Origin of the sequence: Yersinia alsatica, from assembly GCF_025133195.1 — a bacterium.
Lineage (GTDB): Bacteria > Pseudomonadota > Gammaproteobacteria > Enterobacterales > Enterobacteriaceae > Yersinia > Yersinia alsatica.
On the sequence record NZ_CP104006.1, the window covers coordinates 3,657,878 to 3,681,854 of the forward strand.

Consider the following 23,977-nt stretch of genomic DNA (forward strand, 5'->3'; position numbering starts at 1 on the left):
GGTCGATAAACGCCAATCCCGCTATAAAGGGAGCACCACAACATGAGTATTGATCGCACTCAGCCGCTATTACCAGTAACACCAGTACAGCCACGGGAAACCAGTGATATTGCGCAACAGACGCGTAAACCTTCGGCCCAAACAAAAACGCCAGTAAGCGGTACCGAGGTTAAATTGAGTGATGCGCAGGCAAAACTGATGCAACCGGGCAGTCAGGATATCAATGTAGAACGTGTGGAAACATTAAAGCAGGCTATTCGCTCAGGCCAACTGACTATGGACACCGGTAAAATTGCCGATGCTCTGCTCAAAAATGTCGCCGATGACCTGAAAAATAGTTAAGTAAAGCCATAATAGTTAATCGTAAAAGGATATCTGGTGGTGGAAAGATTACAGACCAATCTAGACCAACAACTTGAACTTCTCGAATCCCTGAAAGCTGTTGTAGCGCAAGAGCAACAATTGCTGTGCTCCGGTCGGATTCAAGGTATCGTGTTGCAAGGTGTGACCGAACAGAAAAGTTCAATCTTGGCTACCTTGGCTTATCTGGATCAAACTCGCCTCACCACCGAGAAAACCGTCAATATTCAAGCGCCTTATCATAAGGTTGCTGAACTAGCCATACGCTGGCAGCGGATGATGGAATTGGCTGAAAGCCTTCAATACAACAACCTGCATAATGGGCTGTTGTTGCAACAACATATTGAATATAACACTCAAGCATTAGCTGTGCTGAACACCCGCCACGGCCAGTCACTGTACGGGCCAGATGGTCAATCTAAAGGCGCCAGTCTACTGGGCCGCAAGATTGGTATTTAGCCCCTTTATCGCACGGCGATTATATTCCATTGGCACAGAGCGGGAGTGCCGTCGTAACAGAGGGTGACTGTAGTGTACCTGTTGCCATATCCATGACGATAAAATCTGTGCTGGTCTTTTTGGTCCAATATTCGCCAGCTGACCAACCTGAACCATAGTCGGTTAAACTTCCCCATTCTCCCCACAACGTGCCATCCGGCGCACGTGCCCCATTAGTTGCCCGTGAGGAATCAATCAGTGTTGATTGATCCGAACCCTGGCATTTTCTGCTCGCCTCTAAAGCTGTTATCGGTCCTTTACCAGTGGAGTATATCCATAAATTAGGTTTGAATTGATAAGAGACTGTATAACTCGGGAATTTTTTACTTTTCGCGGCCACAGTCAATGTACCAAAGGGTTTATAGATAAAGGTCACCCGTCCTTGATTATTAACCGCGACATGGCTTGCGAATGATGATGTCCAGTCATACTGAGTATTATTAGTAATATTGTCATTCATCACTAATTGGAAAGTCGCCTTCTCAAACGCCGTTTTCGGGAACCCTCTATCCGTAGCGAACTGTTCGCCATTGACCGCAATATTGGTTATCTTTGGTACTGGGAATAATGTTATTTTTTGCTGTAATGTGCTCAATTCCTGAGTATCAACCTGTGGCGTAATAGTAACATAGCCCACCTTATCTCCTGTCAGAGTGGCAGTATAGTGATCTATATTTTCCGTGACCGCACTAATAGTCACCGGGACACCACTTTGAATAAAATCTATATTCTTTATTCCACTAATAAAATTATTATCTTTATTAAGAGGTACAAACGAGAGTATTGAGCTCATTGTGCCGTCAGCAACAATATCTGGCTCAGAGACAGTAAAGCGTGAGCGAGTTATATCAGGGGCAGAATCAGTGGTAAACCGGATATTGACACTCTGCTGTTGCCCCTCAACGTCCAGAGTTACTATCGACGGACCAGCAGTCGTATTGGTTAGTGCAATACGCGCAGTCCCATTACCCTCTGTTTTTCCAGTTATTTTACTGGGGAGCGCACCATGACTGGCCGTGATGACCACATCTTTCCCCACTATGGGCATTTTATCAGCATTGGTAACTGTAAACTCAACGGTTATTGCCGTGCGGCCATCCGCTGGCGCACCATCACCGATGACCGCTGATGTGATCCAAAATTGGGGTTGCTGAATAGTGATAGTCAATTCTGATGAATTAGAACGATTCCCGTGATCATCAACAGCAACCGCCGACAAAGTGTAAGTGTTCGCAGCCTGTTCGGCATGGCTACGAACAGCAGTCTGATCGGTTTGGGCCACGCGCTGGTAAGGCGGTAAAAGTAAACTGAACTGCGTGGCACTGAATGGTATTAGTTTGCCACCAGCCGCAACCCAATTCGCATCATTCCAGACGATATGTTTTACCCCATATTGGGCTTGTACTCGTGCGCTAATGGGATAACTCTGACCTGGTTGGCCAACAATCTTCACGGGGGATAATATCAATTTGAGGATATTTTTTTTCTGGTAATCCAGTACGATATTATTGTTTCGCTCAACAAGATTATAACGGCTCTCAGTGAGCAAACGTGTTCCTGCTATTGCCGAAGAACTCACTTGTGAGTAAAAACTCTCTCCCAGGCGATAATCCATTTGAAAATTCCACTGAGTTTCATGCTTGCGGCTTTTCCCCATGCGCTGATCAACACCAAGAGTGAAGAGGGGTATTGGTGTATAATTAAGCCCGGCGGTAACCGCGTAAGGGTTACGTTGTAGATTATCTTTACCAAATAAAGCGACTCGTTCACCAGAGTATTGCTCATATATTAATTTCCCGCCTAGTTGAGGGTGTGCAGGTAAATAAGCCTTTGCTCGCAAGTCTCCCCCAGAAACAGGCCGTTCATTATAATCGGAAAAATCACGGGACTGGTGCCAACCATTGAGGCGAAAATAACCATTAGCTGATAATTGTAAATAGTCAGCCCATGCTTCAACACCAAAGCCAATACGTTGGTTGTGCCCAGTAAAATCATTATCATAGAAAGTATTAAAACCGTACATCCAAGCTTCCTGCGCGATACGAGCCCCGGCGCCAATATTAAGCGTATTTCGACTGTCTTTATTACGAAAGCCAAATTGACTAAAAAACACATGAGAAAGAGACTCATGCCAAGGAATAAGCCAATCAATAGAACTTTCTTTAAGGGAGAGTTTTTTATTAAAATTAACATTAACTTGTGCAGTGCCAAATTGGTTTAGCCAATTCTTTATCTCTTGATTAGTCATATCATTTGCCATTGAGTGCGCAATTTCGGGTACACGCTCAGAGGAAGCCAAGCGAGTACTGGCATTTACCAACCTATTGACTGCCTCGTCGTATCGATATTCTTTAGCCATTTCCACATCTACGGCATCAGCTTGCCACTGATCGTTGACATTATATTTCCATGAAGCGCCCACAGTAAATATCATGAATATTAAAAAAGACAAAAATATAATTTTTAATATAGTATTTATGGTTATTAATTTAGTATAATAAGAATGCATTAATGCCTCCCTCTAAATTTTCACGATTAATTTAAAGTAGCACATAATCTAAACTTAGAATGAAAAATTATTTTATTTATTAAAAAGTGAATGCCAAATAAATAACAAAGATATTAAATAGATGGCTAATAAATTATTTAATATAGTTTTTCACTATTAAAATAACTGCAATCCTATTCATAAAATAAGTTCTTTGAGTTTTTCGCGATGCGCTAATGTGGCGTGACTAAGCAACTCTTTGCTTGGTTTCAAGGAGGAAAGATGAAAATACAGCGCATGTTATTTAGTTTGTTTTTTTGCAGTGTAATGGCGATGTCAATACACTCGGTGGCACAGGCTAAAGAGCTCAACAATCATCCGCCACTGCCTATATGCTATGCCTGCATTTACCCGATATGGGTGTAGGTTGACGGCGGATGTAGCTTAACGATAATTGACTAGTACTTGGTTGCTGATCACTTGTAGCGGCGGGTTTACTCGGCCTTTGCCCGCAATGAAATAAACAAAAGTCAGTTGGGTCGCGGCGGCTTCACCAGCAAGCCCCCGACTCTGCCCACTGCCACCTTCAAGTGGCATACAACGGGTTGGTGTGCATAACTTCACCTGCAACCCATCTGGTGCTGCCGACATTAATTGGTAGCGCCAGCCTACTGAAACAATCCGCGCGTTTTCCTGAGCCAGTGCCACAGGTGAACGCAGCGGTTTTGCTGATGTCGCCACGCCCCGCAGGCTCTGCGTCACGCCAATATCGTCTGCCACCCAAGAGCCCGAAGCTGCCGCATGCAATGGCAACAAACCGAGCGAAAGCAAACTACCGATAATGACTTGAGGAAGACGAATCGGCATCAGGCCGCTCCTATTGTTGACGTCATGCGAATTTGGCGATTATCACCAATTTCCAGATTAGACAGCACCACCATCTGCGGCAAACTGCGGCGCAGGAAGCGCGCTAATAATGCCCTAAGTGCATGATTAACCAGCAACACTGGCGGTGCTCCCAGCATCTCTTGACGTTGCAGCGCTTGTTTGGCTTGCTCTAACAGGCGGTCAGCCAGCCCCGGTTCCAGACCGCCACCGCCTTGTAGTGCCTGTAACAGCAAGCGCTCCAGTGCGGCATCCAGCCCGATAACCTGAATTTCACCGGTGCCTGGGAACCATTGCTGTGCAATTGAGCGCCCCAATGCAACACGTACCACCGCCGTTAACTCGTAAGGATCAGTTTGATTTGGTGCATGCTCGGCCAGTGTTTCAATGATGGTGCGCATATCGCGGATTGATACTCGCTCCAGCAACAGGTTTTGCAACACTTTGTGCAGCGTGGTTAGGGTCACCACTCCGGGGATGAAATCTTCGGTCAGCTTCGGCATCTCTTGCGAAACACGATCCAGTAGCTGCTGGGTTTCCTGACGGCCAAACAGCTCACTCGCAAATTGGCTAATCAGATGGTTCAAGTGCGTCGCCACCACGGTGCTCGCCTCTACCACGGTAAAGCCCTGAATCTGCGCCTGTTCACGTAATGCACTTTCAATCCATACCGCCGCCAAACCAAAGGCCGGATCATGTGTGGCCTCACCCGGTAATGTCCCAACGGCGTTACCCGGGTTGATGGCTAACCAGCGGCCGGGATGAGCTTCACCACTGCCAATTTCGACCCCTTTCATTAATATCCGATAGCTTGCTGGCGGCAGTTCCAGATTATCTCTGATATGCACCACCGGCGGCAGATAGCCCATTTCTTGGGCAAACTTTTTACGGATACTGCGAATTCGGCCCAGTAGCTCGCCATTCTGCTGAAAATCCACCATAGGAATCAGGCGATAGCCCACTTCCATACCCAGCGGGTCTTCCAATTGAACATCTGACCATGTGGCTTCAGTAGCTTGTTGTTGATCCTGTATGACTGGGGATTCTGCCTCTGTCGGCTGCTGTGTCTGTTTACCCCGTAAGCGCCAGGCTAATGCCAGCAACGCTACCGTGAACAGCAGGAAGACAAAGTTTGGCATCCCCGGGACCATCCCCAGCAAGCCCAGCACACTGGCACTCAAAACCATCACCCGCGGGTTGTTGAACAACTGGGTGACCATTTGTTGGCCGACATCCTGATCGGTACTGACGCGAGTCACAATAACACCGGCGGCGGTGGAGATAACCAATGCCGGAATCTGGGCAACCAAGCCATCACCGATGGTCAGCAAGGTATAAGTTTCTGCCGCATGACCGACGGCCATGTCGTGCTGAAGTACCCCAACGAGTAAGCCGCCGACCACGTTAATCACCATGATCAGTAACCCGGCAACCGCATCACCGCGCACAAACTTACTGGCCCCGTCCATTGAGCCGTAGAAGTCCGCTTCTTGGGTGACATCTGAACGACGTTTTTTCGCCTCATCTTCACCAATTAATCCGGCATTCAAGTCAGCATCAATCGCCATTTGCTTACCGGGCATCCCATCCAGCACAAAACGCGCGCCCACTTCGGCAATACGCCCGGCCCCTTTGGTGATAACCATAAAGTTGATAATCACTAAGATGATAAAGACCACGATACCAATGGCAAAATTACCGCCCACCAGGAAGTGACCAAAGGCTTCAACAACCCGGCCCGCTGCCGCTGCACCGGTGTGACCATCCATGAGGATGATACGGGTTGAGGCAACGTTTAATGACAAGCGCAGCAATGTTGAGAACAGCAAAATAGTGGGGAATGCCGCGAAATCCAGCGTGCGCTGGGTAAACATCGCCACCAACAGCACCATAATGGACAGCGCGATATTGAAGGTAAACAGCAAGTCAAGGATGAACGGCGGGAGCGGCAACACCATCATCGACAAGATCATTAAGATCAGGATTGGCCCGGCAAGAATTTGCCACTGCGTGTCTTTAAAGTTGCCCGGTAAACGTAGCAGGGCGGCCAAGTTAGCCATTAGTCAGTCTCACTCTCTGTTGCAAAATCCAGTCCTTCCGGTACCGGCAGATGTTCAGGTTTTTTCGGGATTAGCCCACCTTCCCGCTTCCAGCGTTTCAGCTGATAGACCCAGGCAAGGACTTCTGCCACCGCTGCATACAGGGTGGCTGGAATATGTTGGCCTACTTCGCTATGCCGGAATAATGCCCTGGCCAGCGGCGGCGCTTCTAATAAAGGAATGCGGTGTTCAGCCCCCAATTCACGGATGCGTAGCGCAACAGCCCCCGCCCCTTTCGCCAAGACTTTCGGCGCGCTCATTTTTGCTTCGTTATACTGCAAAGCCACCGCATAGTGAGTCGGGTTAGTGACTATCACATCGGCTTTGGGGACATCCGCCATCATCCGCCGGCGGGCCATCGCTCGCTGCTGCTGACGTATGCGCCCTTTCACGTGCGGGTCACCTTCTTGATCTTTGAATTCATCACGTATTTCCTGCTTAGTCATACGTAACTTTTTAATATGGCTGGTTATCTGGAAGAATACGTCAAAGCCGACCATCGGCGTCAAACCAAGCACCACCACCAATCCGCAGAAGATAATCAGATGCAGCGCATCGCCTAAAGCCGCGACCGGAGGCGCCGCCATCAGCCGCATCATATCTGGCCAGTTATGCCACAGGAATATGCCGGTAACCCAGCCAACCAAGGTCGCCTTCAAAATCGCTTTCAGCAACTCAGCCAGCGCCTGAGAAGAAAACATTCGCTTTAAGCCCGCGATAGGGCTCATCCGCTTTAGATCAAATTTGATCGATTCGCCGCTAAACAGCACGCCGCCCAACAGCATCGGCACTGCCAGCGCCACAATCACTAAGCCCGCGAAAATCGGCAGCAGCGCCATCAGTGTTTGCCTCAACAGCATGCCAATTTGCCGCAGCATTTGCTTATCATCACTCACCATGCCGTGGTCAAAATGCAAACCTTGGGCAATCATGGCGGCAAGTTGTCGCGCCATCGACTCTCCCGAAACCCACAAGATCGCCAAACCGGCCCCGAGCATCAGCATCGAGGTCAGTTCGCGCGAGCGCGGGATCTGGCCTTTTTCGCGAGCCTTCTCCAGCTTGTGGGCTGTGGGTTCCTCGCTTTTTTCCAGATCGCTATCTTCAGCCACAGCAGGTATTCCTGTTCAGCGTAAGCGTTCCCATATCAGAGAAATGAATGAAAAATAAAATTGCTGCTTAGCATGACAAACATTCAGCTAGCCTATGGATGGAACAAAGCTGCAATTAGGCGGTTATTTCTCGGATCAGTGCCCGCAGTGGCCCTCTTCGGCTCACTCAGCACTCGAACATCAAGAGCCTCCAACATCATTATTGGCTTATTCATGTTTTATAATGAATTTTTTATAAACAGTGTATTTTGATGTGATATAAAAAAAGAATTAAATTCAGTTATTTTGTTACCCACACAAACTCAATTTAAATAATAAACCTACAGAGTTAAATGATAAACAAAACATATCAAAAGGAAATTGAGATGAAAAGATTCGATGTGACTTATGATATTCAAAATCATAAAAGAAAAATATTATCCATAATAAAATCAAGTGAAATACTGATTATTAGAATGTTTCCAGGAAAAGACTTCGCAGTAATGATGCTCAATGCGATGACAGATAACATCGAGTATCAGGTCGTTTTCACCATCGCCTCAGCAGAGGTCTACGTTGTCAGCGTGCAATCTGATGCCAATAAAATCAATAAATTAAAAGAAAATATTGCCGCAAACACTGACGTTAGATTTGTCGGTCATGGCTATAAAATAGAGCGCAATAAAGAGCCTATTATTTATACCGAAAACTTATTTATTAAATTCAATGAAAAATTAACAGAAAATCAATGTAAAACAGTCACCAAGCAATATAACCTTATTATTAAAATGAATGACTGATACTTGATAAACGCCGATGGTCAGGATGAAATAGCGCGGCTAATAAGCCAAAGAAGAGTTGCAGATGAGATCTAATCTACTACAAAGAGTAGCCTCATCTGCACCGTATAATTCACTATCCGCTACAGGGTTCAGAGCCTATTAGAAGCCCAGGCTATCAAGCAGGTCATCAACCTGATCCTGATTGGCAATAACGCCAGTTCCATTTTTATCCAATTGCGGCCCATTGAGCAGGCTGTCAGTGGGTTTCTGCGGTTTGGATGGCATATCTGGAATGTTCTCCATCAACACCATTAATAGTTGTTTCTCAATCTCTTGCACCACATCCATCATGCGCTTGATAACCTGACCAGTTAGGTCTTGGAAATCTTGCGCCATCATGATTTCCAACAATTGCGCATTGGTAAATGATGTATGTTGTGGCACCACATCCAGATAATCGCGGGTATCCGTGACCAGCGAACGGGCATCTGAAAGCTCGATTGGATTTGCAAACCATTCATCCCAGCGAACTTTAAGCGCTTTAGCCGAAGACTCCAGCTCATTCTGGCGCGGCTGCGCTGCTTCAACGCAGTTTAATGCTCTTTCAGCGGCTTGTGCCGTCATGTGGACCACATAATCCAGACGGTCGCGAGCATCAGGAATCGCTTCTGCAGCCTGAGCAATGGCTTGGTCAAGACCCAACTCACGTAAACTATCACGCAGCATCCGTGTGAGCTGACCAATACGGCTGATTATATCACTGGCTGACGCCGCATCTGTTGCGGGCATTTGATGGTTACTCATCTCGCCTCCTTACATACCCAACTTTTCAAAAATCTTATTGAGCTTCTCTTCCAAGGTAGCGGCAGTGAAAGGTTTCACTACATAACCACTGGCACCGGCTTGCGCTGCTGCGATGATATTCTCTTTTTTAGCTTCCGCAGTTACCATCAGAACTGGCAAAGTACCAAGAGCACCGTCAGCACGGATAGTTTTCAACAGGTCCAGGCCATCCATATTTGGCATGTTCCAGTCGGAAACCACAAAATCAAAACCACCCGTACGTAATTTATTCAATGCGTCTACACCATCTTCGGCTTCTTCCACATTGTTAAAACCCAGCTCTTTTAGCAGGTTTCGGACAATACGACGCATGGTCGAAAAATCGTCTACCACCAAAAATCTGAGATTCTTATCCGCCATACTAACTCCTAAAGTTTGTTGCTCACCGCTGAGCGATTAAATACCAATATCTTGTTTATAATAGAAAAATTATATCCAGTAATATCAGCCAAGGTCATTGACGTTGCCAGTAGGCAGCTCACTCCTCCTGTAACGTCAAGGACGAAGAGTGACTAGATGCGCAAGGCTTGCCCGCTACTGATCTGCGCCAACATCCGCTGGCTTATCTGATTCAGCTCCAGGATTTCATTAACCCCACCCATTCCGATAGCTTCACGCGGCATACCGAACACCACGCAACTGGCTTCGTTTTGTGCGATGGTATAAGCGCCTGCACGATGCATTTCCAACAAACCGGCAGCACCATCATTGCCCATTCCCGTCAGAATCACACCGACGGCATTACGTCCGGCATACTGCGCGACAGAACGGAAAAGGACATCGACCGAGGGGCGATGACGATTAACCGCCGGCCCGTCATGAATACGCACCTGATAGTTTGCACCACTGCGCGCCAGTTCCATGTGCCGATCACCGGGTGCAATGTATGCGTGTCCGGGCAATACCCTTTCACCGTCTTCTGCTTCCTTCACCGTAATCTGACACAATTTATTGAGCCTCTCGGCAAATGAACGGGTAAAACCCGGTGGCATATGCTGCGTGATCAATAAGGCCGGACTGGTCGGCGGCAAAGGCTGCAAGACAGTTCGGATCGCTTCCGTCCCACCGGTTGATGCGCCGATGGCGATTAACTTTTCACTACTGAGCAAAGGTGTATGGCTGAGCATCACCGGGGCATGTTCCGGGCCACGTTGCGGCAAACGCGCTTTAGCCGCGGTACGGATTTTCTCCGCAATCAGCTCACTGTAAGCCAGCATCCCCTCTCTGATACCCAGTTGCGGTTTGGTGACAAAATCGATCGCCCCCAACTCCAGCGCCCGCATGGTTATCTCGGAGTTCTTGCCAGTTAATGATGAAACCATCACTACCGGCATGGGCCGCAGCCGCATTAATTTCTCAAGGAAATCCAAACCATCCATCCGCGGCATTTCAACATCGAGAGTCAAAACTTGCGGATTGAATTTTTTGATCAAATCACGGGCAACCAATGGATCAGGTGCTGCCGCAACCATTTCCATATCCGGGTGACTGTTAATAATCTCCGTCATTAACTGGCGCATCAATGCAGAATCATCAACGCACAATACTCTGATTTTACTCATCACCTCTCCTTGGTCAGTCCATAAACGGTCTGCCCGCGCAAATAGAATTCCCGACTAATTTGACTGAAATTCTCCGAATGACCTGCAAACATCAAGCCACCGGGTTTTAGCAAAGGAACAAAGCGACGCAGGATGCGCTCCTGCGTCTCTTTATCAAAATAAATCATCACATTACGGCAAAAAATAGCGTCAAACTGCCCAGGCAATGCCCACTCAGGCGCCAACAGATTGAGTTGCTGGAACTGAATCATGTTGGCCAACTCTGGCCGCACCCGCACCATGCCCTGATGAGGGCCGGTGCCACGCAAGAAATAGCGTTGCATTTGCTGTGCGGACAACGAGCGCAATTCATCTTGTCGGTATACGCCACTGGTGGCTTTTTCCAACACTTGGGTATCAATATCGCTGGCCATTACATGGCAGGAACCCGAACGATTTCCCAACGCATCACTTAGGGTCATAGCGATGGAATAAGGCTCTTCGCCAGTCGATGCTGCCGTACTCCATACCGAATAATTTCCCGCTCGCTGGCGAGCATGCTCAGCCAGAATCGGAAAATGGTGCGCCTCACGGAAAAATGCCGTCAGGTTAGTGGTCAATGCATTAACAAATGCCTGCCACTCAGCACTGTTTGGATCGGTCTCCAGCAACGCAAGATATTGACCAAAATCGTTAATCCCGAGTAACCTTAGCCGCCTGACCAAGCGGTTATAGACCATTTCCCGTTTGTGTTCGGCCAGGACAATCCCGGCCCGTTGATAAATAAGTTGGCAAATGCGCCGGAAATGCACATCCGACAGCGGGAGCCGTTGAATCATCTGGGTTAGAATCGACCCAGACTCTTGGGGTGACGGCTGAGTAGATTCTTTCATTAATGAAGACTTCATCGATGATGGTTTCATTCGGCCTCACCCCGCAACACAGTCTTTGTTACGTCGTTTGACAATCTGGGATTTCCTTTGCGACCGTGGCTTTTACAACCGATTGCTTACCACTGCCGTCTGCTGCCTGCCCCTCCCCGTTGTCGCTACCCTGCTCCAAACGAAAAACAGACACTGCATTAGAGAGCATACTTGCCTGCTCTTCCAATGCGTTAGCCGCAGCCGCAGCCTCTTCCACTAATGCGGCGTTTTGCTGAGTGACCTGATCCATTTGTGTTACTGCGAGTGAAACCTGCTCAATGCCTCGGCTTTGTTCATCCGAAGCGGAAGCGATTTCACCCATAATGTCGGTAACCCGAGTCACTGAGCGAACGATCTCTTCCATGGTAGTTCCCGCATTTTCGACCAGTGTGGAGCCCTGGCGAACACGGCTGACCGATTCATCGATCAACCCTTTGATTTCTTTTGCTGCCTGCGCACTGCGCTGGGCTAAATTACGCACTTCACCGGCAACCACCGCAAAACCACGGCCTTGCTCACCGGCACGGGCAGCCTCAACGGCCGCATTCAATGCCAGAATATTGGTTTGGAATGCAATGCCATCAATAACACTGGTAATAGCGCCAATTTTCTGCGAACTGGTGGCAATATCGTGCATTGTTGTGACAACACTTCCCGTCAATTCCCCTCCTTTGGCCGCCGTCTCCGAAGCATCTTGCGCCAGTAATGTGGCTTGACGGGCGTTATCCGCATTCTGTTTCACGGTCGCGGTTAACTGCTCCATGCTCGCCGCAGTTTGTTCCAATGATGCCGCTTGCTGCTCAGTTCGTGCTGATAAGTCATTATTACCGGCCGAGATTTCCTGAATGCCCGTTAACATGGCTTCGGTGCCGTCGCGCACATGGCTAACCGTCGTAATCAACGAGCGCTGCATAGTGCGTAAGCTGGCAAACATCTGGCTGATTTCATTGCGACCAGAGACATAGATTTGACCGGATAAATCCCCTTCAGCGATGCGATCAAAATGAGCTCGCATAATCTTCAGTGGTGTGACAAACATCGTGCGCAGCCAGACCAGTGAAGAAATAGCCATCACAATCACCATCAGAATCGCGCCACCAAATATCCACATGGAGAGATGGTAAGCTTGCTGATTCTGAGTGCCTGCTTCAGCAATTACCTCATTGGCATATTGCAAATACTGCACAAAATCGGCTTCAAACAAATCTTGCGTCTTCTGGGTGGGCTGGTCCATAAAGCCTTGTAAATTACCGGCTTCCAGCAGATCGATTAATTCTCGTAATGAGGTACGCAGGTTCTGATAACTGTTTTTGGTGGCATCCATCAATTCACCACCGGTATCACTCTCATCCAGACGTGGCACCGCCAGGAACTGATTAAAATAGAGATCAGCTTTCTGTAATGAGCTACGTGCATTCCCCATTAACGCGTTGACTTGCTCCTGAGGTACTTTGAGAGCCGAGCGAGTCCCCGCTCGGTTTAAGGTATTACGCGCCTGAAGCAAGGATACCCAACTGAGGCTTAATGCATCCCGTTGCTGACTACTGAGATCCACACGGTTTAAATTTTGATAGTCTGAACGAAAAGCAGTAAATGACAGACCACTTGAAATTAACTGTATTGAACAAATCAACATCAGTAACAGGAAAAAGCTGGTAGAAATCCGGATTCGGCCAAACATCGTAACCTCTTCTCAGCCGGCTCGTTGTCCGGCTTTATTTATCCCCGCCATACTTCAAGCTGCATGCGCGTTGGCTGCCTTCGTTCACCCCAGTCACTTATTGATGCAAGCTCTTGGGGATTCTCTTAATTGCCGCCTTTCTGCAACTCGAATTATTTAGGGTCTTTTGTGTAGGGGGCGCTAGAAAGTTTCCCAATTCTCTTGCAGGTCACTTCCCAGTGTTTTTTTAGCAGTTCCGCTCTTATCCTGTGTCGGCTGCTTTGGTTTTCTTACATCTCTTGTGGTACTACCGTTATCCATACGCAGAACAAATACGGACATGGATTGGGTTAACATACTGGCTTGCTCTTCCAGTGCGGCGGCGGCAGAAGCAGATTCTTCCACCAAAGAGGCGTTTTGCTGTGTGACGCGGTCCATTTCGGTAACAGCTTGACCGACTTGATCAATACCACGGCTTTGCTCATCAGAGGCGGAAGCGATTTCACCCATGATGTCAGTGACGCGGGTCACGGCATTAACGATATCGCCCATGGTTTCACCGGCGCTTTCAACCAGAACCGAGCCCATATCGACACGGCTGACCGAATCTTCGATCAAGCCTTTAATTTCTTTTGCTGCTTGGGCACTGCGCTGTGCCAGATTACGAACTTCACCCGCAACCACAGCAAAACCTCGGCCTTGCTCACCGGCGCGCGCGGCTTCAACCGCGGCATTTAAGGCCAAAATGTTGGTTTGGAAAGCGATGCCGTCAATGACGCTGGTAATATCCGCAATTTTTTGTGAGCTACCGGCAATCTCGTGCATGGTTTGCACCACGTTGGCCACGACTTTTCCGCCTTTCTGCGCGGTTTCTGATGCACTCAGTGCCAATTGACTAGCCTGACGGGCATTTTCAGCATTCTGTTTCACGGTGGCAGTTAACTGTTCCATGCTGGCGGCAGTTTCTTCCAGTGATGCGGCTTGCTGTTCAGTACGGGCGGACAGATCATTATTACCGGCCGCAATTTCTGACGCGCCGCTATAGATAGCATCAGCCCCTAAGCGCACGTCACTGACCGTGGTTACCAATTCAGATTGCATATGTTTCAGGCTGGCAGCCAAGGTGCCCATTTCGTTGCGGCTATGCACCTCGATGGTCTGGGTTAAATCACCATTGGCGATATATTTGATATGTTCTATCAAGTGCTTCAGTGGGTTAATCAAGATATGCTGCATACCCAGCCACACCACGATAATCACCGCTAATACCACAATCAGCACGGTAACAATCACTCCCATGGCAAAACTGAAGGATTGATTGCTGTCTTCCACTGCGGAGGCATACAGGCGATCATTTTGTGTCAGGTAAGTGTTGTAGTCATGCTCAAAGGCATTCTGGAAGCTAGAGGTCGGTTGATCGAAGAATTCATTGATTTTGCCCGCTTCCATTAACTGGATAAGCTCGGTCAAAGCACCAAAGTATTGATCATAGGTCTGTTTTAATTTTTTAGCTGACTCTGGATCCTGTCGGCTATCCAGCGGAATTTGCTCATAACTTGTAAAACGCTCCGCAGCCACACCCAATGTCCCTTTGGCGGAGGCCAAAAGATCATTTACCGTCGGGCCACTTCCCGTGTGATTCACATCCATCATGTAGCGGATGCCAGCACGGTTCAGTGTATTACGTGTTTGCAGCAGATTGACCCAGCTTTCATTTAAAACTGACTGTTGTTGGCGGATAACTTGTAAAACCGCAAAGTTTTCTTTGTCATTTTTCAGTGAGTTAAAGAAAAGCCCACCGGAAACCAGCTGTAAGGCACCAAATAGCACTAACACCAGCAGCAGGCTGGTGACCACTTTCATACGCTTGAACATGTTATCCCTTCATAAGTACGTCAAAACACAGGTACGCCAAAACATAAGACGTCTAATTAAGTGTGTTATCGGCACTAAAGGGGCGAACTTTACCGGTGTGAGGGATTATTTTAGCGGGTTGCGCAGGGGTTAACATTTTATAGCGAGTCGCTTCGCCCCTGTTATTTCACTCTATATCAAAATAGTCAGGGCCCTTCTTATCAGCCCTGACTCGTCACGGCAACTGCTGAAGCTAGCGCGGAGAGTATTATCTTATTAAGGATGCCTCCTCCTTAGTGATTGACCACTTCAACGCGTAAACTCTGTGTAGCAAGCAGTGCTAATTCAATATGCTCTGGGGCCAATGAAAACGGCAATCGTGCCGCAATATTGGGTGCGATAGCCACCCCTTCGGCAATCTTTTTCACTCGCGTATCGTGTGGATTTAATCCCAAATCGTCTAAGGTTAATGGGCCACCAAAACGCGCTAATAGTGACAGTAGCTCATTACGGTCTGCTTTTTCCGGGTGCTCAATAAATGACTGTGCAACCAACCCGAAACCCACTTTTTCACCGTGTAGCCAGTGGTGAAGCTCCGGCAAGCGGGTCATGCTGTTATGGATTGCATGAGCAATTCCGATACGTGGAATATCATCAGCCATGCTATTGGCTAAACCCGCCAGTGCAATGACGGCATCTATGACTTTTCGCAATGCAACACTGACCTCCTGACGCTGATTAGACGCGATGGCCTGCTGCCCATAAGTGTTAAAGGTATCCAATGCCTGCTTAGCAACCTGCGATTTCAGTATCAGCGCCAGCCCATCATCACCATGACGTAGATAGGGAAGGAACTCATACCATTTAGCTAAAGCATCAATAATGCCCGCGTTTAGATAGCGCGGGGAAGTTTTGGCAATAACCTGACTGTCCACCAGTACCCAAACCGGTAACCTGGCTAAAGGCAAAGGGCCAATATGTGCCCCCGACTCATCATAAAGAACACTGATTGGCGACCATGCCGCACAGGTTGCCGCGATCGTCGGTAAAGTGATGACAGGCAATTGCCCCAGTATTTGCCCTACGGCCTTTGCACTGTCTAATACCCGGCCACCACCGACACCAATAATAAGTTCAGCCCCCTGTTGCCGGGCTTGTGCAGCAAGCTCATCAATGGCGGCACGGGTGCAGTCTCCCGGCAAATAACTGAGATGAAAAGTGATCTGATGTTGTTGCAAGCTAGTGGTTACCGTACTCTCCACTGCCGACCACGCCCGTGGACTGGTCACGATAAGTACCTTTTGAGCCAAGGGCGCAACAAATTGCCCGATTTTTCCGCTAATACCGTCTTGATTCAGATAATGTTGTGGGGTTTTAATCGCCAGCATTTTTCACTCCTGTTAATGGCCTCAGCGCTGCATACCCCAGCGCTTGACGGTCAGTTTCTCTATACTGGCGAAAATCAGCCCCTCAACCAGTAAACCAATGACAATCACGGTTGCCAGACCAGCAAATACCCTATCGGTATACAATTCATTGCGATTTTGGAAGATATACCAACCAAGCCCCCCTTGGCCGCTTGAAGCACCGAAAACCAGTTCTGCGGCAATCAAGGTACGCCACGCAAAGGCCCAGCCGATCTTCAGGCCCGAGAGAATTGAGGGTAATGCCGCCGGGATAAGAATGTAGGCCACGTAGCGCCAGTTGCGCAGCCCATAGTTACGCCCCGCCATCCGTAATGTGTCAGAGACCCCCAGAAAACCGGCGTAAGTATTCAATGCCATCGGCCACATCACCGAGTGGATCAGCACAAAAACCAGACTTTTCTCCCCTAGCCCAAACCACAACAGCGCCAGTGGTAATAAGGCGATCGCTGGTAGCGGATTGAACATTGATGTCAGCACATGAAGCAGGTCACGACCAAAACGGGTTGAAGCTGCCAGCGCACTCAATCCCAAAGCGAGCAAGCTACCAATGGCATACCCTTTGAGCAACGTACTCAGTGAGTTAGCGACCTTGGCAGGTAATTCACCGCTGGACATATCTTCGGTCAATGCGCGCAATGTCTGCAAAAATCCCGGAAACATCAGGTCGTTATCCTGCCAGCGAGCGGCCAGTTCCCACAGCACCAACAATATTAGTAACACGCTCAACTGACGTAGCCATTGCTGGTTCCAACAGCGGACAATCAATGGCAATGGCTGTGCCAGCGCCACCTCTTGGAGCGGAGTCAGTTCCAACTGATATTCGGCGCGAATTGGCGGTTGAATGCTCATTTTGTTTACCTTGCGACAGGAGCGACGCCGCAGCTTGCGGTTGCTCATTAGGGAACAGCAAATGATGGATACGCTGTGCCGTGGACTGAAATTCATCATTGCCATAGTCCGCCAGAGAAAACTGGTGGCTGTTTACCTCAGCGCAAACCCGCCCTGGATGCGGTGACAACAGCAATATTCGGCTACCGACCACCAGCGCTTCCTCGATCGAGTGAGTGACAAAGAGCAGTGTGAAACGGATCTCTTGCCACAGTGCTAACAGCTCCTCCTGCATTTTACGGCGGGTCAGTGCATCAAGCGCGGCAAAAGGTTCATCCATCAGTAAAACTTTGGGCTGCATCGCCAAGGCTCGAGCAATAGCAACGCGCTGCTTCATTCCACCCGACAACATATGCGGGTAAGCATCAGCGAACCCGGCGAGCCCCACTTTATCCAGATAATATAATGCCCGCTCGCGAGCCTGCTGGCGGTTAGCCTGACGGCTGGCCACCAGTGGAAATAACGTATTTTCCAACACGGTTTTCCACGGCGGCAGTTGGTCAAACTCCTGAAATACCATCATACGGTCCGGGCCTGGCTCGGTAATCACCTGCCCCTCAAGACGAATTTCCCCGTCAACTGGCGGCAGAAAACCCCCGATGGATTTAAGCAAGCTGGATTTACCGCATCCTGACGGCCCTAACAGCACAAAACGGTCGCCAGGATAGACGTCAAAACTGACATCATGTGTGGCACGTACCCGTTTTTGGCGAGTACGGTACTCCAAACCCACGCCATCGGCCTGCAATAGCGGCGGTGGTGAGATTTCTTTGATGATGCGGTTCATGCCCCCTCCGGCGTAATCTGGCAATATTGTCGGTTTTGATTGTTAAAGGATGCCGATGGCTTAGCTACCTGACCCGCTATGGGCTTCGGCGAAGAAATAGTCCTGCCACGAGTCGGCTCTATTCTTGAGTATCCCGAGTTGATGCAGTTGATCAGCGTACACATAGGTTCGCTGTGGCGTGATAGTGAAATCAATCTCCGGGTCTTCGACGATTTTCTTCACCAATTCAGGTGACAAACGGGACTTTTCAACTCGGATATACGTCTCAGCCGCCGCCGCTTTATTAGCTTTCACTATCTGTGAAGCTTCAGCCAACGCATCGTAGAAAGCGCGATAGGTTTTAGGATTCTCATCATGAAATTTTTGCGTGGTGTAGAGCACATTAAATGTCGCAGGCCCGCCCAAGACATCATAGGAGCTGAGGATTTTATGGACATTGGCATGTTCTAGCGCCTGATATTGGAATGGAGGGCTGGAAAAATGGGCTGAAATTTCAGAGCCACCAGCAATCAAAGCCGCACTGGCATCGGGATGGGGCAAGCTAACGGTAATCGTATCAAAACGCTTATATTCGCTATTACCGTACAGCTTAGCGGTTTCAATTTGCAGGGTGCGAGACTGAAAACCAACACCAGCAGCCGGCACCGCAATGCGATCTTTCTCGCTAAGGTCGCTGATCTTGTTTACCGCGGGATTATTACTGAGCAGATAGTTCGGCATTGAGCCCAGTGAAGCTATCGCTTTTACATTCTGACGCCCACGAGTACGGTCCCAAACAGTCAGCATCGGCGGAACCCCGGCAGAAGCGACATCAAGAGCACCAGAAAGTAGCGCCTCATTCATCCCTGTTGCCCCAGAGATAGTGCGCCAGTCGACATTAATATCAATCCCTTGATCTTTACCATGCTTCTCTATCAATTGCTGATCTCGCACGACATCAAGGATGAGATAACCAATACCGAATTGCTGTGCAATACTGATAGAACCTTCGGCATGAACAGCAAAGGGGCTTAGTGCAAGGCAAGTTAATGTAAAAATTCCAGTGACTTTTTTTATGCTGCTATTTTTTGCTGAGTTATTCATTTCCCTGCCTCATATATGTCCGAATAATCCCACTATCGCTATTACTGAGTGGGATGATTAAATTAATAAGTTTAATCATCCTATGGGCTAAAGGATGTCATTTATAAATTATCTTTTGGAATAAGCTAGAATCGATAATTAATAAAAGCAACAGAGCAATGACAATAATTAATATCACATTAACATTTAAATTCTGTAGCTTATTTTAAGCTATCCTTAGCAATATATATTATATGTGATAGTCATTAGAGGCGTTATAGTTCGCGATATTCTATTGTGATTTTCGGAGCAAAAAATGCCTGTTTTTAGCCATCATTTTCTGCGGCAATATCTGCACGACCGCTTGATCGATATTTCGGTAGATTCAGAGGTCGCCGCCGAGGTGGCAAACAATTTGGTTGAGTCCAGCCTCAAGGGGCATGACTCCCATGGTGTTAGCATGTTACCGCGCTATATTTCAGCCATTCATGAAGGGGGTTTAAACCCTGCGGCAAACATAAAAGTCATCACAGATTTTGGTGCTCTGATCTCATTTGATGGGCAGCACGGCTTTGGTCAGATAGTGGGTAAACAAGCCATTACTTTGGGTATTGAACGCGCTCGACAACACGGAGTTGCAGTGCTGAGTCTGGCAAATGCACACCATTTAGGCCGTATTGGTGCTTGGGCTGAACAAGCGGCAGCGGCAGGTCTGGTCTCATTGCATTTTGCTAATGTGAACAATCGAGCCAATGTCATTCCCTGGCAGGGTCAGTCAGCACGACTAGGAACGAATCCTTTCTGCGCCGGAGTTCCATTGTTGCATAACGAACCCGTCATTTTGGATTTTGCCACCAGCGTCATTGCCGGTAATAAAGCACGTATTGCCTGGAATGAGGGCCGTATGCTAGAGCCAGGCTGCGCGGTAGATCATCGAGGAATGCCACCATTGATCCTCGCTATTTGATGGAAGAACCTTTTGGAGCATTGCGGGCATTTGGTGAGCATAAAGGTTCTGGCCTCGCGCTCATTTGCTCTATGTTGGGGGCTGCATTAACCGGAGGAAATACCGAACGAAATACTGAACCGGGAGAGCAGCGAATCATTAATAATATGCTGACCATATTAATTGATCCCGAGCGTTTGGGTGGTGCACAGAGTTATCAACAAGAAATTCCAGCGCTATTAGACTGGGTACGTAGCTCTCATCCGGATAATCAACTGACACTCCCCGGGGAGTGGGAGCAAAGAAATTATCAGCAACGTTTGGTTAATGGCATATTTATTGATGATGTTAGCTGGCGGAAACTATCTGAATTACAACTCATCGCTGAAAATTAAATATCATATTGAAACCTACAGTGATACTCACCATTATTTATTTCAATGACACACTATCTCAATAGAGTGTCATTGTATCAAGGTATCAGTGATATTTCCGCTACTGCGGCACAGGTAAATATTGGGGGTTGTGTCCTGCTGGTGAATGTTGCCATAACGTCACACAGTGTTGGGCTAAGGCATAGGTTGGATCAATACTCAATGCAAGTAGCTGGGATTCAATAGCATTAAAGGCTAGCGGAATTTCCGTACAGGCCAATACTAATTTTTCCGCGCCGCGCTCTAGCAAGGCGGTAGCCAATTCTTGCAATAATCGCCCACCCAACTCAACCTCACCCCGTTTTACCGCATAACATCCAGGAACGAATAACGTCTTTAGTTCCTGTTCCGTCGGTAAAATTGTGCTGATGCCTAATGCAGCTAATCGCTCCTGATACCACTGCGCCTGCAACGTTGCCTCGGTGGCAATAATCCCGACCTGCTGTGGCCGTGGATGCAAGTTAGCAATGTGTGCGACGGCGATATCGACAATATGCAGAATAGGTGCCCGGCTGGCACTGGTCAATTGGGGATACCAGTGGTGCGCAGTATTACAAGGTATCGCGATATGGCTGACACCCAATTGATTCAGTTGCTGTATTGCATGTAGCAACTGTGGCAAAGGCGATTCGCCAATTCCCGCTAAGGCTTTTTGCCGATCAGGTATTTGTGGGACATTCCATGTCACGACAGGCAAATGCTCCTGATCACGGCTAACAGGCGTAATTTCAATGATTTTTTGCAATAAGTCCAGCGTCGCAAGTGGCCCCATCCCACCCAGCACACCGAATAAAAGTGGCTTAGTCATACTGACCCACCAGCTCCAATACCTGACGATAGCCAAACAGCCCGGCAGATCCACCAGTATGGATAAACACAATATTGTCTTCTGGTGAGAAATGCCCGCGACGGACCAAATCAATCAAGCCCGCCATTCCTTTACCTGAGTAGACAGGATCCAACAGAATACCTTCTAGCTGTGCCAATAGTCTCAGAGCCTCGAGCATGCCATCGGTTGGCAAACCATAACCCGCACCGACATAATCGCTATTAGCTATCACCGCTTCGCGCGGAAATTCGCCTTTTACTCCCAGCAGTTCCCAAGTTCGCTGCGCCAAAGAATACACATTTTGCTCTTGTTTATCTTTAGGTGCTCGAACACTGATACCCAGCACCGGAATGTTGCTGTTACTGGCAACAAGCCCTGTAACCAATCCCGCTTGAGTGCCGGTGCTACCCGTCGCATGTACAATATGATCTATTCGCAGCCGCTGCTGGCTGGACTGATAAAGCAGTTCTTCTGCGCAAGCAACATAACCTAATGCCCCAATGGGATTCGAACCACCGCCAGGAATGATATATGGCTTTTTCCCTTGTGCTCGTAATGTCTCAGCCAGATGCTCCATCGCCTGCTGCATATCCGTCCCCGCGGGCAGATGCCCCGCTATCGTTCCACCGAGCAAATGATCCAACAGGATATTGCCTGAAAACTGATAATCATCACCAAAATCACTAACACGCTTTTCCAGCAAAACTTGTGACTCCAGACCGAGCTTGGCTGCCGCCGCGATAGTCTGACGGACATGATTGGACTGGGTAGCTCCTTGAGTGATGATCACATTAGCCTCTTGTTGCAGCGCATCCGCCAACAGAAACTCTAATTTTCGCGTCTTGTTCCCGCCAGTCGCCAGTCCAGTACAATCATCTCGTTTAATATAAATATTAGGGCCCCCCAAATAGCGAGATAAATTAGGTAATGCTTCTAGTGGCGTCGGAAAATGGCCCAGAGAAAGGCGAGGGAATCGAGCAAGGTGCATAATAACTCCTTAATAATATTATATTAATCATTGAAATGGCGACGAGCTTCGCTGCGAACACGATGCAGTACCCGTTGTTTGATTTCGCTGTAACCCTCAGCGTGCGCCAGTGTCTCTATGTCGCGCTGGCGGCCAAAAGGCAGTCTTATTTCATCAACTATGCAACCGGGGTGTGCTGACATAATGAGGATCCTATCTGCCAAAAACAGAGCTTCCTCAACATCATGGGTCACAAATAAAATCGTGGTACCCGTTTGCTGCCAAGCCGATAACAGCAACTCTTGCATCATTAACCGAGTCTGCGCATCTAATGCCCCGAAAGGTTCGTCCATCAGCAAGACATCGGGATTAGGTAACCAAGCTCTGGCCATTGCCACCCGTTGCTTCATTCCCCCCGATAATTGCCAGGGATAGTGGTCTTCAAACCCTTGCAGCCCCACTAACTTTAGAAATGCTTGCGTCTCGGGCAAAATATCCTCTTGGGTCGCGCCCTGCATACGTGGGCCAAAAGAGACATTATCGCGCACGGTTAACCACGGGAATAAATTGGCCTGCTGGAACACCATTCCCCGATCCGGCCCCGGAGTTGAAACCACACTCCCCTGACATTGAATATTGCCGCTATCGGGGCGCTCAAACCCGGCAATTAAATTGAGAATGGTTGATTTGCCACACCCCGACGGCCCAAGCAGTACCACAAACTCCCCTGCGGCTATCGTCAAAGAGATATCTTCCAAGACTTTTTGCCGCCCCTGCTTGGCGGAAAAACTCAGATTGACCCGGTTAACTGCAATAGACACCGTTTCTTCACTTTGCATTACTCTCTCCCTGCCCATGGCACCAATAAGCGCTGTAAACCAACAATCAGCAGATCCAGCAAATAACCAATGCCCCCCAACAACAGTATTCCCAGCATCACAATGTCTGTTCGTAAATATGAACTGGCATTAATCACCATCCAGCCTAATCCGGATGTTGCCGCAACCATTTCAGCCGCAATCAGTGAGGTCCAGCCAATACCAATAGACAAACGCACACAGGTAAACAATTCAGGCAAAGTTTCAGGCAGTACGACCCGGAAAAAAATCTGACGGCGACTGGCTCCTAAGGTTTGTGCGACGCGAATACGGGCTCGTCCAATACGTTCAACCGCCGAAGATGCCCCCACCACCACACTGAGAAAGGTGGCGATAAAAATCAGGAAGAACTTGGATGACTCACCAATACCCAGCCAGACAACCGCTAAGGGAATCAACGCAATCTTGGGCAATGGTCGCAAAAACTGCACAAAGGGATTAAGTAATGCGGCAATGGGCTCAGATAACCCCATAATTAATCCCAATGGCACACCAACCAGGATAGCGACGGCGAATGCACTCAGTGCTCGGGCCACACTCACGGCAATGTGTTGCCACAAGGGCACCTGGCGATATCCCTCTTGCAGTAACTCTTTGGCGGTAAGTGCGATATCAGATAATGGCGGTAACAGCAGCGGATCAATCCACTGCTCGGCCCCCACCACCTGCCACAACAAGAAGAATGAAATAACCGCCCCGACACTTAACGCAACATGTTGCACTCGATTCATAAATAAC

The 23,977-nt window shown here is 48.4% G+C and carries 19 protein-coding genes and 3 pseudogenes; 4 read left to right on the plus strand and 18 right to left on the minus strand.

Features of this window, described 5'->3' with window-relative positions; translation table 11 throughout:
* Positions 1 to 42 precede the first annotated feature (42 nt).
* Both flgM and N0H69_RS16350 read left to right on the plus strand, forming a co-directional pair.
* Positions 43 to 342, plus strand: coding sequence for a flagellar biosynthesis anti-sigma factor FlgM (gene flgM / locus N0H69_RS16345; RefSeq protein ID WP_050106684.1), 300 nt, complete (start codon positions 43 to 45; stop codon positions 340 to 342).
* A gap of 36 nt (positions 343 to 378) precedes the next feature.
* Positions 379 to 819, plus strand: a complete 441-nt coding sequence (locus N0H69_RS16350) for a flagellar protein FlgN (RefSeq protein ID WP_050121950.1) — start codon at positions 379 to 381, stop codon at positions 817 to 819.
* Positions 820 to 838: 19 nt separating this feature from the next.
* Here the strand turns inward: N0H69_RS16350 and inv are convergent, their stop codons facing one another.
* The 4 genes from inv to flhB form a co-directional block, all read right to left on the minus strand.
* A complete protein-coding gene (gene inv, locus N0H69_RS16355) occupies positions 839 to 3,367 on the minus strand; it encodes an inverse autotransporter invasin Inv (protein WP_050151312.1) in 2,529 nt (842 codons plus the stop codon).
* A 423-nt stretch (positions 3,368 to 3,790) separates the two neighbouring features.
* The gene (locus N0H69_RS16360) at positions 3,791 to 4,213 is read right to left on the minus strand and encodes a flagellar protein FlhE (RefSeq protein ID WP_050121948.1); all 423 of its coding nucleotides are present in this window, start codon (positions 4,211 to 4,213) and stop codon (positions 3,791 to 3,793) included.
* Positions 4,213 to 6,291, minus strand: coding sequence for a flagellar biosynthesis protein FlhA (gene flhA, locus N0H69_RS16365; protein WP_050121945.1), 2,079 nt, complete (start codon positions 6,289 to 6,291; stop codon positions 4,213 to 4,215). Before flhA ends, N0H69_RS16360 begins: the two co-directional genes overlap by 1 nt.
* The gene (flhB, locus tag N0H69_RS16370) at positions 6,291 to 7,439 is read right to left on the minus strand and encodes a flagellar biosynthesis protein FlhB (protein WP_050106688.1); all 1,149 of its coding nucleotides are present in this window, start codon (positions 7,437 to 7,439) and stop codon (positions 6,291 to 6,293) included. The genes flhA and flhB overlap by 1 nt, the downstream gene beginning before the upstream one ends.
* A gap of 365 nt (positions 7,440 to 7,804) precedes the next feature.
* Between flhB and N0H69_RS16375 the strand changes: the two genes are divergently transcribed.
* Positions 7,805 to 8,218, plus strand: coding sequence for a hypothetical protein (locus tag N0H69_RS16375; RefSeq protein ID WP_050151313.1), 414 nt, complete (start codon positions 7,805 to 7,807; stop codon positions 8,216 to 8,218).
* Positions 8,219 to 8,359: 141 nt separating this feature from the next.
* Here N0H69_RS16375 and cheZ read toward each other — a convergent pair whose 3' ends face one another.
* The 10 genes and pseudogenes from cheZ to N0H69_RS16425 all read right to left on the minus strand — a co-directional run bounded on the left by cheZ (position 8,360) and on the right by N0H69_RS16425 (position 19,179).
* Positions 8,360 to 9,004, minus strand: coding sequence for a protein phosphatase CheZ (gene cheZ / locus N0H69_RS16380; protein ID WP_050106690.1), 645 nt, complete (start codon positions 9,002 to 9,004; stop codon positions 8,360 to 8,362).
* Positions 9,005 to 9,013: 9 nt separating this feature from the next.
* Positions 9,014 to 9,403, minus strand: a complete 390-nt coding sequence (cheY, locus tag N0H69_RS16385) for a chemotaxis response regulator CheY (protein ID WP_005164479.1) — start codon at positions 9,401 to 9,403, stop codon at positions 9,014 to 9,016.
* Positions 9,404 to 9,555: 152 nt separating this feature from the next.
* The gene (locus N0H69_RS16390) at positions 9,556 to 10,605 is read right to left on the minus strand and encodes a protein-glutamate methylesterase/protein-glutamine glutaminase (protein ID WP_004708134.1); all 1,050 of its coding nucleotides are present in this window, start codon (positions 10,603 to 10,605) and stop codon (positions 9,556 to 9,558) included.
* On the minus strand, positions 10,605 to 11,423 hold the full coding sequence (gene cheR, locus N0H69_RS16395; RefSeq protein ID WP_235895239.1) for a protein-glutamate O-methyltransferase CheR: 819 nt from the start codon (positions 11,421 to 11,423) through the stop codon (positions 10,605 to 10,607). The genes N0H69_RS16390 and cheR overlap by 1 nt, the downstream gene beginning before the upstream one ends.
* 112 nt (positions 11,424 to 11,535) lie before the next feature.
* Positions 11,536 to 13,188: a methyl-accepting chemotaxis protein gene (locus N0H69_RS16400; protein ID WP_050106692.1), complete on the minus strand. Its 1,653-nt coding sequence runs from the start codon at positions 13,186 to 13,188 to the stop codon at positions 11,536 to 11,538.
* Between the two features lie 302 nt (positions 13,189 to 13,490).
* Positions 13,491 to 15,042, minus strand: a pseudogene (locus N0H69_RS16405) (methyl-accepting chemotaxis protein); the annotation flags it as partial.
* A 272-nt stretch (positions 15,043 to 15,314) separates the two neighbouring features.
* Complete coding sequence (locus tag N0H69_RS16410; RefSeq protein WP_050151314.1) at positions 15,315 to 16,409, minus strand: iron-containing alcohol dehydrogenase family protein; 1,095 nt, start codon at positions 16,407 to 16,409, stop codon at positions 15,315 to 15,317.
* Positions 16,410 to 16,430: 21 nt separating this feature from the next.
* Positions 16,431 to 17,297, minus strand: coding sequence for an ABC transporter permease (locus N0H69_RS16415; RefSeq protein ID WP_050106695.1), 867 nt, complete (start codon positions 17,295 to 17,297; stop codon positions 16,431 to 16,433).
* Positions 17,287 to 18,123 (minus strand): annotated as a pseudogene (locus N0H69_RS16420) (ABC transporter ATP-binding protein); the annotation flags it as partial. The gene N0H69_RS16415 and the pseudogene N0H69_RS16420, both read right to left, overlap by 11 nt.
* A gap of 60 nt (positions 18,124 to 18,183) precedes the next feature.
* Positions 18,184 to 19,179, minus strand: a complete 996-nt coding sequence (locus N0H69_RS16425) for an ABC transporter substrate-binding protein (RefSeq protein ID WP_375541945.1) — start codon at positions 19,177 to 19,179, stop codon at positions 18,184 to 18,186.
* 322 nt (positions 19,180 to 19,501) lie between these two features.
* Between N0H69_RS16425 and N0H69_RS16430 the strand changes: the two are divergent.
* Positions 19,502 to 20,526: pseudogene (locus N0H69_RS16430) on the plus strand (malate/lactate/ureidoglycolate dehydrogenase).
* Between the two features lie 100 nt (positions 20,527 to 20,626).
* On the opposite strand, the gene cuyB reads toward N0H69_RS16430, so the two are convergent.
* The 4 genes from cuyB to N0H69_RS16450 are packed head-to-tail and all read right to left on the minus strand — an operon-like array spanning position 20,627 to position 23,970.
* Positions 20,627 to 21,373: a cysteate racemase gene (gene cuyB / locus N0H69_RS16435; RefSeq protein WP_050151315.1), complete on the minus strand. Its 747-nt coding sequence runs from the start codon at positions 21,371 to 21,373 to the stop codon at positions 20,627 to 20,629.
* On the minus strand, positions 21,366 to 22,382 hold the full coding sequence (cuyA, locus tag N0H69_RS16440) for a D-cysteate sulfo-lyase (protein ID WP_050151316.1): 1,017 nt from the start codon (positions 22,380 to 22,382) through the stop codon (positions 21,366 to 21,368). Before cuyA ends, cuyB begins: the two co-directional genes overlap by 8 nt.
* A 23-nt stretch (positions 22,383 to 22,405) precedes the next feature.
* The gene (locus N0H69_RS16445) at positions 22,406 to 23,200 is read right to left on the minus strand and encodes an ABC transporter ATP-binding protein (protein WP_080987037.1); all 795 of its coding nucleotides are present in this window, start codon (positions 23,198 to 23,200) and stop codon (positions 22,406 to 22,408) included.
* A complete protein-coding gene (locus N0H69_RS16450; protein ID WP_050151317.1) occupies positions 23,200 to 23,970 on the minus strand; it encodes an ABC transporter permease in 771 nt (256 codons plus the stop codon). Before N0H69_RS16450 ends, N0H69_RS16445 begins: the two co-directional genes overlap by 1 nt.
* Positions 23,971 to 23,977 lie beyond the last annotated feature (7 nt).